The organism is uncultured Intestinimonas sp. (genome assembly GCF_944387725.1).
Classification (GTDB): Bacteria; Bacillota; Clostridia; order Oscillospirales; family Oscillospiraceae; genus Intestinimonas.
The window spans coordinates 1-12,304 of record NZ_CALXGA010000065.1 but is presented as its reverse complement, the minus strand read 5'-3'; the positions used below and the strand labels follow the sequence as shown (position 1 = coordinate 12,304).

General features: G+C 66.6%; 8 protein-coding genes. 4 read left to right on the top strand and 4 right to left on the bottom strand.

Features of this window, described 5'->3' with window-relative positions:
* Positions 1-482 (top strand): SPFH domain-containing protein (locus tag Q0K09_RS08880; protein WP_294475425.1); only part of this gene is annotated, 482 nt, incomplete at its 5' end.
* Between the two features lie 88 nt (positions 483-570).
* Here the strand turns inward: Q0K09_RS08880 and rd are convergent.
* The gene (rd, locus tag Q0K09_RS08875; protein ID WP_294475423.1) at positions 571-1,965 is read right to left on the bottom strand and encodes a rubredoxin; all 1,395 of its coding nucleotides are present in this window, start codon (positions 1,963-1,965) and stop codon (positions 571-573) included.
* A 241-nt stretch (positions 1,966-2,206) separates the two neighbouring features.
* On the opposite strand from rd, the gene Q0K09_RS08870 reads away from it, so the two are divergent.
* A complete protein-coding gene (locus tag Q0K09_RS08870) occupies positions 2,207-3,376 on the top strand; it encodes a cysteine desulfurase family protein (protein WP_294475420.1) in 1,170 nt (389 codons plus the stop codon).
* 142 nt (positions 3,377-3,518) lie between these two features.
* On the opposite strand, the gene Q0K09_RS08865 is transcribed toward Q0K09_RS08870, so the two are convergent.
* A complete protein-coding gene (locus tag Q0K09_RS08865; RefSeq protein WP_294475418.1) occupies positions 3,519-6,848 on the bottom strand; it encodes a 5'-nucleotidase C-terminal domain-containing protein in 3,330 nt (1,109 codons plus the stop codon).
* Between the two features lie 277 nt (positions 6,849-7,125).
* On the opposite strand from Q0K09_RS08865, the gene Q0K09_RS08860 reads away from it, so the two are divergent.
* Both Q0K09_RS08860 and Q0K09_RS08855 read left to right on the top strand, forming a co-directional pair.
* Entirely contained in the window at positions 7,126-7,512 is a 387-nt protein-coding gene (locus tag Q0K09_RS08860; protein ID WP_294475415.1) for a hypothetical protein, read from the top strand.
* 450 nt (positions 7,513-7,962) lie between these two features.
* Positions 7,963-10,281 (top strand): anaerobic ribonucleoside triphosphate reductase, encoded by a 2,319-nt coding sequence (locus tag Q0K09_RS08855; RefSeq protein ID WP_294475412.1) that lies wholly within the window; start codon positions 7,963-7,965, stop codon positions 10,279-10,281.
* Positions 10,282-10,390: 109 nt separating this feature from the next.
* Here Q0K09_RS08855 and Q0K09_RS08850 read toward each other — a convergent pair whose 3' ends face one another.
* Both Q0K09_RS08850 and Q0K09_RS08845 read right to left on the bottom strand, forming a co-directional pair.
* Positions 10,391-10,927 carry a methylated-DNA--[protein]-cysteine S-methyltransferase gene (locus Q0K09_RS08850; RefSeq protein WP_294475409.1) on the bottom strand — a complete coding sequence of 179 codons (537 nt, stop codon included), beginning with the start codon at positions 10,925-10,927 and terminating at the stop codon, positions 10,391-10,393.
* A 120-nt stretch (positions 10,928-11,047) separates the two neighbouring features.
* A partial coding sequence (locus Q0K09_RS08845; protein ID WP_294475408.1) for an AAA family ATPase occupies positions 11,048-12,304 on the bottom strand: 1,257 nt, incomplete at its 5' end.

Below are 12,304 nucleotides of genomic sequence, written 5' to 3'. Positions count from 1 at the left end.
TCCTGGACGAGGCCACCGACCCCTGGGGCATCAAGGTCAACCGGGTGGAGCTGAAGAACATCATCCCGCCCCGGGACATCCAGGACTCCATGGAGAAGCAGATGCGGGCCGAGCGGGAGCGCCGGGAGGCCATCCTCCAGGCCCAGGGCCAGAAGGAGAGCCAGATCCTGGTGGCCGAGGGAGAGAAGCAGTCCCTGATCCTCCGGGCCGACGCCGCCAAACAGGCCTCCATCCTGAAGGCCGAGGGCGAGGCCGAGGCCATCCGCAAGGTCCAGGAGGCCACCGCTGAGGCCATCAAGCTCCTGAACCAGGCCAACGCCAGCGAGGCGGTGGTGAAGCTCAAGGCCCTGGAGGCATTCCAGGCCGCCGCCGACGGCAAGGCCACCAAGATCATCATTCCCAGCGAGATTCAGGCCCTGGCCGGCCTGTGCGCCTCGGCCAAGGTCCTGCTGGAGGAGGACGGCAAGCAGCCCAAGAGCTGACCGCCCCCGGCCGGGGGCCCGCTGCGAAATAGGGCAAAAAATAGGCTGGACAGCTTCAAAAGGGCTGTCCAGCTTATTTCCTCCTGCGTCAGTCCACAGGCTCAAACTTGTCCTTGCCCATGCGGCACAGAGGGCAGGTCCAGTCGTCGGGAAGGGCCTCAAAGGGGGTGCCGGGGGCAGCGCCCCGGTCCGGGTCCCCGGCCGCAGGGTCGTAGATATAGCCGCAGATGGAGCAGACGTACTTCTTGGCCTTGGCGGGAGCGGGGGCAGCGGGGGCCTCCGGCCCCTTGGCCAGGGCGGCCACGGAGCGGGCCCAGGCCGCCGCAGCCTCCAGGTCGGCCTGGGTGGGGACGAAGCAGACCTTAAAGGGGGCGGCGGGCACCGCCAGCTTGAGCTGCCGGAGCTGCTCGTGGAGCATTCCGGGGGCCTCCCCGGTCCAGCCAAAGGAGCCGAAGGCTCCGGCGGCCCGGCCCCGGGTGTTGATGGCGTCCACGGCGTGGACGGCGTCCCAAATGGCCTCGGGGGCGTTGCGGTTGAGGGTGGGGGCGCCGAAGAGCACCACGTCGCTGTCGTTCACCAGGCCGGTGAGGGCGGCGGGGTCGTCGAAGACCACATCGTGGGCGGTGACCTGGAGGCCGTCCTCCGTAAGGGCGGCGGCCATGGCCTCCGCCAGGGCCTTGGTGCAGCCATAGGCCGAGCAGTAGACCACCGCGGCGGTTTTGACGGCGCTCCGGGGCTGGGGGGCGGCCCACTGGCGGTAGCAGTCCTTGGCGCGCTCCAGGGTGGCGGCGGTAAGGCAGGGGCCGTGGCTGGTGCAGACCAGCCGGGCCTCCGCCGGCAGCTTGTCAAGGCCCGCCAGCACCGCCGGGTGGAAGGGCCCGAAGATGCAGTCGAAGTAGTTCTTCAGCTCCGCCTCATAGCGCCCCCGATACTCGGCCTGGATGCCGGTGTCCACCATGGTGGGCTCGCAGAAGTGGGCCCCCAGGAAGTCGCAGGTAAAGAGGGTCTGGTCCGCCGGGTCCCAGGTAAACATGGTGTCCGGCCAGTGGAGCAGGGGGGCGCTGAGGAAGGTGAGGGTCTTGCCCCCCAGGTCCAGGGTGTCCCCGTCCTTCACCACCTGGCAGGGGAAATCCTCGTTGGCAATGGCGTTGAGGAACTTCCTGGCCGGGTTGGAGCAGATCACCTTCAGGTTGGGGCAGCGCTCCAGCAGGGCCCGGACGCTGCCGGAGTGGTCGGGCTCGGTGTGGTTCATGATGAGGTAGTCCAGCTTCTCCAGGGGAAGGACTTCCTGGATGTTGCCCACCAGCTGGTCAAAATAGTCCTTGTGGACGGTTTCAATGAGGGCGGTCTTCTCCCCTCCCGTCACCAGGTAGGCGTTATAAGAGGTGCCGTAGGGGGAGGTCATGACAATGTCGAAGACCCGCAGGGACGGGTTCAGAACCCCTACCGACCAGACGCCCTCCCGCAGCTTGATTGCGCTCATAGTTCAACTTCCTTTCCGGGCCGCAGCCCCGTTTAGAAAACCTTCTATTTCTGTCGGAATACAGTATATCTTTCCATCGAAGCCTTGTCAAGCCACGAGGGGAACAAAATGCCCGCAAATTGGTGGGGCCTTTTTAGAAAAATCGCGCCCCGGTCAGGCGGAAGCGCCCGTCCCGCCCTTGACGCCTTCCCCGGCCGGGGGTACAATGAAGCCAATCTTGCACACAGGAGCGAAAGGACTTATGATTTACTTGGACAACGCGGCCACCACCCGGGTGTGTCCCGAGGCGGCCCAGGCTGCCCTGGAGGTGATGACCCGGGACTTCGGCAACCCCTCCAGCCGGTATGCCCTGGGGCGGGCGGCGGCGGAGCGGCTGGCGGCCGGCCGGGCTGTGGTGGCCCGGGCCCTGGGCTGCCAGGCGGAGGAGGTGGTCTTTACCTCCTGCGGCACCGAGGGGGACAACTGGGCCATCCGGGCTGCCCTGGAGCTGGGGAAGCGGAAGGGAAAACACATTGTCACCACCGCCATTGAGCACGCCGCCGTGCTGGAGCCCCTCCGGGCCCTGAGCGCCCAGGGGTACGAGGTGACTTACCTGCGCCCGGACCGGAGCGGCCGCATCTCCCCCGCCCAGGTGCAGGGGGCCCTGCGGCCGGACACGGTGCTGGTGTCCATGATGCTGGTGAACAACGAGCTGGGGACCCTCCTCCCCGTCCGGGAGGCGGCGGAGGCCGTCCAGCGCAGCGGGTGTCCCGCCCTGGTCCACACCGACGCGGTCCAGGGCTTTCTGAAGGTCCCCTTTACCCCGGAGGGGCTGGGGGTGGACCTGCTGACCCTCAGCGGCCACAAGGTCGGGGCCCCCAAGGGCGTGGGGGCCCTCTATGTCCGAACGGGCCGGAAGCTCCCGCCCCTGCTTCTGGGCGGGGGCCAGGAGGGAGGGCTCCGGTCCGGCACCGAGGCCACCGCCCAGATCGCCGCCCTGGCGGCGGCCTGCCAGGCGTGGCTGGACCGCCGGGAGGAACATACGGCGCATATGACAGCGCTCAAGCAGTTCTTCCTGGAATCCCTCCAGGCCGCCCTGCCCCAGGCGGTGGTGGTGAGCGCCGGGGACGCCCCCCACATCTGCGCCGTCTCGCTGCCGGGCTATCCCAGCGAGATGCTGGTGCGGGAGCTCAGCGACCGGGATATTTTTGTCTCGGCCGGCTCGGCCTGCCGCCGGGGGAAGCCCAGCTACGTCTTCGCCGCCACCGGACGGCCCAAGTGGGAACTGCTGGGGACCCTGCGGGTCTCCTTCTCTCCGGAGAATACCCGGGAGGAGGCCGCCGCCCTGGTCTCCGCCCTACAGGAGATCGCCCGGGGCCGGGTCTCCCAGGCGAGCCGCCCCCGGCGCGTGCAGACCCCAACCCAACCGTAAGCCGGCATCGGCGGACTGGGCGGCTGGGAAACCTCTGCCGGTCGTTTTTGCGCAAAAAGGCCCCCCTTCCGCCCACAGCGTTTGGATGCGCTGTCAGGCAGAAGGGGGGGGCCAAAGGGATGCACGGTGCTTCAGAAGGGGGTCAGGCGGCGGCCTCGGCTCCGGCGGCGCCGGAGAGGAGGGCCTGGAGGTCCTCCACCTGCTGGGCGGAGAGGCCCACGGTGTCGGTGAGGTAGGCCGCAGCGGCGGCCTGGAGGTCGGCGGAGGCCAGATCGGCCCCTTCCTCCAGCCCGGCCAGGGTCCGCAGGGTAGAGAGGATGTTGCTCTCGGCGATGCGATTGTAGCGCTCGGAGCCCGCCTCCACATGGTAGTAATTCACATAGGAGGTCATGTAGTCGGCCACAATCTCGTCCAGGCTGGCCCCCATCAGGGCCTCCAGGACGGCGGAGACGAAGCCGGCCCGGTCCTTGCCCTCGTTGCAGTGGATGAGGTAGGGGCCCTCGTTGGCCAGCAGGAACTCCAGGCCGGTCTTGAGCTTGGCGGCGAAGTCCCCGGCGGCGAAGTCCACCCCCATCTCCAGGGGGATGACGTTCAGGGTGGCGTAGTTGCTCTCAGCATAGCCCTCATAGGCCTCCATGCCCGCCTGGCTGTCGGCCAGGTTGAGGACGGTGCGGATGCCGGCAGCCTGGGCCAGGGCGTCGGCGTAGGTGTTCCGGCCCAGCTCGGGGTTCACGGGGCTGGAGGAGCGGTAGAGGACCCCCTGGGCGATGTCCCCCATGACGATGGGGCGGAAGTTGGCAAAGACCTCGTCGGAGGCGTAGTCGGCCCGGTCGTTGGTCCGCAGGGCGTCGATGTTGCGGATCTGGTACTCCTCCAGGTAGCCGGCCTTTTCCGCCATGGCGAAAGTAAGGACAGTCCCCTCCACCGCGCCGTAGGTCTCGGAGAAGTTGCCCATGTTGATGGCGGCGGCCAGGGTGTTGGCGTCGCTGTCGGGGAGGACCACCACGCTGCCGGTGTCCACGTCGCTGTAGGCGGCGCCGAAGGGGGCCTCCAGGGTGGTCTCCCCCACGGTGACGGTGAGGAGGTCGCCGGCCTCGAAACCGGCGGCGGCCACGGCGTCCAGGGAGAGGTCGGTGGTGATGTTGCCGTACCGGCTCACAGCGGTGACCGTGCCGCTGAGGACGCCCTGGGCCTCCTCAACGGGGGACTCCTCGGGGGCGGCGCTGCCGGCGTAGTTCATGAGGATGGTGGCCAGCTCGGCCCGGACGGCGGTGCCGTTGGGGTCCAGCAGGCCGCTGGACTTGCCGGAGAGGAGGCCGGAGCCCACGGCCAGGGACAGGCCCTCGCCGGCCCAGGCGGCCACCTGACCGGCGTCGGCAAAGGCGCTCAGGTCCCCGGCGGTGAGGGTCCGGTTCTGGTACTGGGCGAAGCGGACCACAATGGTGGCCAGCTCGGCCCGGGTGACGGCCCGGTCCCCGGCGTAGGCGCCGGAGCCGTCGCCGGTGGTGAGGCCCACGTCCTCGGCCCAGGCGGCGGAGGCGGCGTACCAGGCGCCGGCGGCGTCGGGGAAGCTGGCGGCCTCAGCCACAGCGGGCTGGCCGGCCATGTTGTAGAAGGTCTGGAAGACGGTGGCCCGGGTGACGGCGCCGTTGGGGCTGAAGACGTTGGCCCCGGCGCTGGTGGAGCCCATGATGCCGTTGGCGATGACGTAGTTCACGGCCTGGGCGTACCAGGCGCCCTGGTCCACGTCGGTCCACCCGCTGGGGGTCTCGGGGGTCTCCTGGGGGGCTTCCTCGGGGGTCTCTTCGGGGGTCTCGGCGGCGTTCACCACGGTGATGCGGCCCTGGCCCCGGGGATCGGCGTATTCCTCGCCGACCACGCCGCCCAGCTCGTCCACAATGTAGTTGATGAGGACCTGGTTGTCGATGAGGACGGAGTCCTGGAGGAGGTTGTCGTCCATAAACATGACGAAGCCGTCTCCGCCGCTCTTAATCATGTAGTTGTGGGAGGCCAGGGTGTAGGTAGCCGTCAGGTCCAGGGGCGCGCCGTTCACGGCGACGTCCTTCACCCGGTAGGCCCCGGCCACCTCCACGAAGGCCCCCTCGTCGCTGAGGACCACGGAGGAGGGGACGGAGGCGTCAATGGTGTAGGTGAGGCCGGAGACCTGGAGGAAGCCGCCGTTCTCCTCGGGATAGAGGCGGGCCCCCAGCTCCAGGGCGTCCAGGAGGTCCTGGCCGGAGGTCTCCACCAGGCAGGCCTCGTTGCCGAAGGGGTGGACGTTGATGATATCCTCATAGGTGATGTCCCCGGCGGCGATGTCGGCCCGGATACCGCCGCCGTTGACGAAGGCCACGTCGGCCCCCAGGAGGGTGCGGTAGGCGTCGGCGCACAGGTCGCCCAGGTTGGTCTCGGCGCTGCGGACAGCCCGCTCGCCGGTGTCGGGGTCCAGGGTGGTGAGGGCCACGTCGGTCCGGGCCACCACCTCCTGGAGCACCCCGGCAAACGCCTCGTTGATCTGGGCCACAAAGGCGGCGGCGCCGGGGTCCTGCTGGGCGTAGCCGCTGACCAGCCCGGCGGTGATGTCCCCGGTGGCGGTGTCGATGGTCACCTTGCCCAGGCTGGCCAGCTTGGTGCCGGTTTGGGCAAGGATCACGTCCTCGCCGCCGGCGTTCTGGACCACCTGGTCATAGGTCTCGTGGGAGTGGCCGTCGATAAAGAGGTCGATGCCGGTGGTGTTGGCGATGACGGCGGTGGAGGTCCACACATCGGTGGAGCCCTCGTTGCCCAGGTGTCCCACGGCCACCACATAGTCGGCCCCGGCGGCGGTGGCGGCGTCCACGGCGGCCTGGACGGCGTCATAGAGGTCCTGGCCGTCGTTGCCCTGGCAGAAGCTGTAGATATAGTTGCCGTTTCCGTCCTGGAAGTAGGTGGGGGTGGATTTGGTGAAGGACTCGGGGGTGTCGATGCCCACGAAGCCCACGGTGACGCCGCCGGCCTCCACCAGGGTGTAGGCGTCCAGGATGGGATTGCCCTCCAGGTCGGTGAAGTTGGCGCAGAGGTAGGGGTACTGGGCCCGGTTCCGGGCCAGGTCCAGGAAGTTGTCCATGCCGTAGTCAAACTCGTGGTTGCCGGGCACGGCCAGGTCGTAGCCCACCTGGTTCATGATGTCCACGATGTAGGACCCCTGGGACAGGGTGCCCACGGGGCCGCCCTGGATGGCGTCGCCGGCGTCCACCAGGATGACGTTCTCCGCGCCGTATTGGGCCTCCATTTCGGCCTTGTAGGCGGCCACGCCGGCGTAGCCGAGGCTGGTGACGGAGCCGATCTCCGGGTCGGTAACGGGGTCGATCTGGCAGTGGACGTCGTTGGTGTGCAGGATTACGATTTGGGCGTCCGCCGCCTCGGCGGCTCCGGCGGGGGCGGCCAGGCCGAAGGCCATGGCCAAGGCCAGGAGCAGGGGCTTTCGTTTCATTGCTGCGATTCCACCTTTCTTGATTTGAGGATCTACAGGCGCCTGCGGTCTGTGCGCCGGGATATCATAATAGTAACAAGGCGGTGGCAAAATTACAAGAGTCAATCTGTGTTTTTACACAATCATGACGTAGCGGAGCCGGGCCGCCGGACCCCGGCTCCTGGACTTCTGCCAGAACCAGGCGGACCGGCCCGCCCGGAGGCGCCGGAACTAAAACGCCGCCCCGTCCCTGCCAATCGGGACGGGGCGGGCAAGAACGATGAGGAGCGAATCTGTTATGCTTGAGACGATGCAGGCTGAGATTGACCAGACGGAGTATTGGGATGCGAATATACTGGATTTTTATTCCAGCTTTTTTGGAGATGAAGTGACGTTACTGATTTATAACGACGCCGATACCAGCTGGAAAATTTCATTTTTGGTGTGTTATCAGGTTACATATGAAACGGATGCTGTTTGGCGAACCATCGACCATGTGCGCGATATGCGCAAGCCGCAGCTTGGCTATTACGGGCAAGATATTGCCCTCAGCGAGAGCAAAGCGTGTAAAGGATTTTATCATGTATCCATTGATTTGGCGGTCTTGACGGCAAAAATAATTTGCAAAGAAATCCGTGTGGAACAGGTGCCGAATCAGTCACTGCATGTACCCTGCGGAAATTGATTTTTGGCCAGACCGCCTTTTCCGGGGTCCTCTATCCGGCCGGCAGGCGGAAGCGAACCGTATCGCTTTACATGGACACAACAGGATACCGGGCCGGCCCTTTTGCAGGAGGATGCCGCTTTCTCTGCAAGATAATCGCCAGAAAATACCGGCGCCTGGCGGAACGTTATGGCTGCCAATACTGCCGGACCTTCTCCTCCGCCGCCCTCCCTGGCAAGGAGAAGATCCCCCGAAAAAGAGGGGGCGCGAACTGCGGAGAAAATCGTGTCTACTGGCAACTTATCTAAAAAATACGCTGGAAATTCGACGTGGGTTTTCCTTGACGGTTTGCCCCAGATTGTGTATGATATAGGAGTTATATCCGCAAAAGAACACAAGATATTGTGTCTGAGTCCATCCCGTCCGCCGCCCTCCGGGCCGGGCGGGGCGGCACAGGGGGAGGACTTGAACATGACCATGACCAGCATCCGCAAGCGGGACGGGCGCGTGGCGCCCTTTGACCAGATCAAGATCGCCTCGGCCATCGCCAAGGCATTCGACGCCACCTACAAGCCCGGCTATGGGAACACCGCCGCCCAGCTGGCGGAGGAGGTGGTCTCCATCCTGGAGCTGGAGGGAGAGCCCCAGCCGGAGGTGGAGCACATCCAGGACCTGGTGGAGCGGGTGCTGATGGACAACGGCTATATCCAGACCGCCAAGGCCTACATCCTCTACCGCAACGAGCGCAGCAAGGTCCGGGAGATGAACACCCGGCTCATGAAGGTCTACGAGGACATCACCTTCTCCAAGGCCACCGACAGCGACCTCAAGCGGGAGAACGCCAACATTGACGGGGACACCGCCATGGGCGCCATGCTCAAGTTCGGCTCGGAGGGGGCTAAGCAGTTTTACGATATGTTCGTGCTCAACCCGGAGCACGCCCGGGCCCACCGGGAGGGGGACATCCACATCCACGACCTGGACTTTCTCACCCTCACCACCACCTGCTGCCAGATCGACCTCCAAAAGCTCTTCCGGGCCGGCTTCTCCACCGGCCACGGCGCCCTCCGGGAGCCCAACGACATCTCCTCCTATGCCGCTCTGGCCTGCATCGCCATCCAGTCCAACCAGAACGACCAGCACGGCGGGCAGTCCATCGTGAACTTCGACTACAGCATGGCCGACGGGGTGCGGAAGACCTTTGCCCGGCTCTACCGGCAGAACCTGGCCCGGGCCCTGACCCTCCTGTGCGGCGTCCAGGACCCGGAGGGGGAGCTGAAGGCCCTGGCGGCCTCCCTGGAACAGGACGCCGGACTGCGTCCCACCCTGGCCGACTGCGGGGCCTACTTCACCGCTGAGCTCCCCCTGCTGGCCCCCTACGGGACGGAGGAGGACCTGCGCCGGGCCCAGACCTTCGCCCACCGGCGGGCGGTCAAGGAGACCGACCGGGCCGCCTATCAGGCCATGGAGGCCCTGATCCACAACCTGAACACCATGCACTCCCGGGCCGGAGCCCAGACCCCCTTCTCCTCCATCAACTACGGCATGGACACCTCTCCCGAGGGGCGCATGGTGATGAAAAACGTCCTGCTGGCTACCGAGGCCGGCCTGGGGGGCGGGGAGACCCCCATCTTCCCCATCCAGATTTTCCGGGTGAAGGAGGGGGTCAACTATAACCCCGGGGAGCCCAACTACGACCTCTTCCAGCTGGCCATTCGCTGCTCAGCCAAGCGGCTCTTCCCCAACTTCTCCTTCCTGGACGCCCCCTTTAACCTCCAGTACTACCGGCCCGGCCGCCCGGAGACCGAGATCGCCTACATGGGCTGCCGCACCCGGGTCATCGGCAACGTCTGCGACCCGGACCGGGAGATCTGCAACGGCCGGGGGAACCTCTCCTTCACCACCATCAACCTCCCACGGCTGGCCATCAAGGCCAGGGGGGATGTGGACGCCTTCTTCGAGGGCCTGGACCGGATGCTGGACCTGTGCGTGGACCAGCTCTTGGAGCGCTTTGAGATTCAGTGCCGCAAGCACGTCTACAACTACCCCTTCCTCATGGGCCAGGGGGTGTGGCTGGATTCGGACAAGCTGAATTGGGACGACGAGGTCCGGGAGGTTCTAAAGCACGGCACCCTCTCGGTGGGCTTCATCGGCCTGGCCGAGACCCTCAAGAGCCTGGTGGGGGCCCACCACGGCGAGAGCCAGAAGGCCAGAGTCCTGGGGCTGGAGATCACCGGCCACATGCGCTCCCGCATGGATGCCGAGAGCGCACGGCGGGGCCTCAACTTCTCCCTGCTGGCCACCCCGGCGGAGGGCCTCTCCGGCCGCTTTGTCCGCATGGACCGGGAGAAGTATGGGGTTTTGGAGGGCATCACCGACCGGGACTATTACACCAACTCCTTCCATGTGCCGGTGTACTTCCCCATCTCGGCCCACGACAAGATCGTCATCGAGGCCCCATACCATGCTCTGACCAACGCCGGACACATCAGCTATGTGGAAATGGACGGCGACCCCAGCGAAAACCTGGAGGCCTTCGAGCGGGTCATCCGGGACATGAAGGAGCAGGGGATCGGCTACGGCAGCGTCAACCATCCGGTGGACCGGGACCCGGTGTGCGGTTTTTCCGGGATTATCGGGGACCAGTGCCCCGGCTGCGGCCGCACCGAGGCCGCCGGCGTCCCCTTTGAGCGCATCCGCCGCATCACCGGCTACCTGGTGGGCGCCCTGGACCGCTTCAACAACGCCAAGCGGGCCGAGGAGCACGACCGGGTAAAGCACTCGGTTTGACCAGACCAGAAACGCCGTGCGCCCCCGCAGGTCCACAGGGACCTGCGGGGGCGCATTTTGCGCTTCAACATCTCTGCCCTGGAGGAGGGCCGGGCGCGCGCCGTAAGGCTCAGGTGGCGCTCCGCCGGAGCACCGCCGCCCCCGAGAGCGCCACCCCCTCCAGGGCCAGAAGCCAAACCTTCCGATCCAGGCCCCCGGCGTAGCCGGTGAGGCTGCCGTCCGCCCCCACTACCCGGTGGCAGGGGATGACAAGGGAGATGGGGTTGCGGGCCACCGCCCCGCCCACAGCCCGGGCCGGTGTACGCTCCCGGCCCAGAGCGGCGGCGGTCCGCTCCCCCAGGGCCTTGTAGGTGGTCACCGTCCCATAGGGGATCCCCTTCAGGAGCCCCCACACCGTCTGCTGGAAGGGGCTCCCCTGCGGCCGCAGGGGCAGCGCCTCCGGCCCGGGACGCGCCCCGGCGAAGTAGCGCCGGAGCCAGTCCTCCGCCTGCCGGAAGACCGGCAGGGCCTCCCGGCGGACCGGGTCCGGGGGACAGCCGTTTCGGAAGTACTTCTGTCCCTCCAGCCACAGTCCGGTGAGGGCCTCCCCGTCGCTGGCCAGGGTGAGGGTCCCCAAGGGGGAGGGGAGCTGTGTGAGATAGGTCATGCCGCGCCTCCTGTTCCGGGCCCCTCCGGCTTTTACGGGGCAGTTCTGCGGAAGTCCGCCCTATCGCAGCCGCCGGTGGACTTCCCCAGGGAGGCCCACCGGCGGCTGTGCGTCTGGTTTTTAAAACTGGTCATCGTCCTGCCCGCTGGAGCCGTCCTCCTGGGGAGGCTGAGTCTCTCCCTGCCCCTCCTGGCTGTTGAAGATATAGATCTTCTTGGCCGGGGGCTCGTCTCCCTGGGAGCCGGCGGGAGGCTGGGAGGCGGGGGGCGTATTCCCTTCGGGGAGCTCGCTGTCGGCGGTGGCGGGGTCCCGGCCCTCCAGAATGGCCATCATCTCGGCGCCGGTGATGGTCTCCTTCTGGAGGAGGTACTCCACCACCTTGTCCATGGCCTCCCGGTTGTCCTGGAGGATCTGCACCGCCCGGCTGTAGCACTCGGCCAGGAGCTTTCGGACCTCCTCATCCATGGCGGCGGCGGTCTCCTGGGCACAGTCCAGTCCGTAACCGTTGTCCAGGTACTGGGACTGCTTGGAGGCCAGGGCCATCATGCCGATGCGGTCGCTCATGCCGTACATGGCCACCATGCTCCGGGCCACCTGGGTGGCCTGCTGGATATCCTGGGAGGCCCCGTTGGTCTGGACCCCCATGACCACCTCCTCGGCGGCCCGGCCGCCCATGGAGATGGAGATTTCAGCCATGAGCTCATCCTTGGTGCGCAGCTCGGTCTTGTCCTCCTCGGGCATCAGCAGGGTGTAGCCCAGGGAGCCCACAGTGTGGGGGACGATGGTAATCTTCTGCACCGGCTGGGTGTGCTTCTGTTTGAAGGAGACCATGGCGTGGCCCACTTCGTGGTAGGCCACCAGCTTTTTCTCGTACTCGGTGAGGACGCTGCCCTTCTTCTCCGTGCCGGCGATGACCAGCTCGAAGGCGGCTAGGAGGTCGGCCTGGTTCACAGCCTTCCGGCCCATACGGACGGCCCGGAGGGCGGCCTCGTTCACCAGGTTGGCCAGGTCGGCCCCTACGGTGCCGGCGGTGGCCAGGGCGATCTTCTTCAGGTCCACGTCCTCGGCCAGGCGGATGTTCCGGGTGTGGACCTGTAGGGTGGCCAGCCGCCCGGCCAGGTTGGGCCGGTCGATGATGATGCGCCGGTCGAAGCGGCCGGGCCGCAGCAGGGCCTGGTCCAGGACCTCGGGCCGGTTGGTGGCCCCCAGGACAATCACGCCCTTGCTGGGGTCGAAGCCGTCCAGCTCGGCCAGGAGCTGGTTGAGGGTCTGCTCCCGCTCGTCGTTGCCCCCCAGGCGGTTGTCCCGGGACTTGCCGATGGTGTCAATCTCGTCGATGAAGATGATGCAGGGGGCCATCTTGCTGGCCTCCTTGAA

What these genes read in the sequence shown, in the direction of transcription:
- Q0K09_RS08865 (WP_294475418.1), bottom strand. Translation starts at nt 6,848, where the DNA reads ATGAAACGAAAGCCCCTGCTCCTGGCCTTGGCCATGGCCTTCGGCCTG.
- rd (WP_294475423.1), bottom strand. Translation starts at nt 1,965, where the DNA reads ATGAGCGCAATCAAGCTGCGGGAGGGCGTCTGGTCGGTAGGGGTTCTG.
- Q0K09_RS08870 (WP_294475420.1), top strand. Translation starts at nt 2,207, where the DNA reads ATGATTTACTTGGACAACGCGGCCACCACCCGGGTGTGTCCCGAGGCG.
- Q0K09_RS08860 (WP_294475415.1), top strand. Translation starts at nt 7,126, where the DNA reads ATGCTTGAGACGATGCAGGCTGAGATTGACCAGACGGAGTATTGGGAT.
- Q0K09_RS08855 (WP_294475412.1), top strand. Translation starts at nt 7,963, where the DNA reads ATGACCATGACCAGCATCCGCAAGCGGGACGGGCGCGTGGCGCCCTTT.
- Q0K09_RS08850 (WP_294475409.1), bottom strand. Translation starts at nt 10,927, where the DNA reads ATGACCTATCTCACACAGCTCCCCTCCCCCTTGGGGACCCTCACCCTG.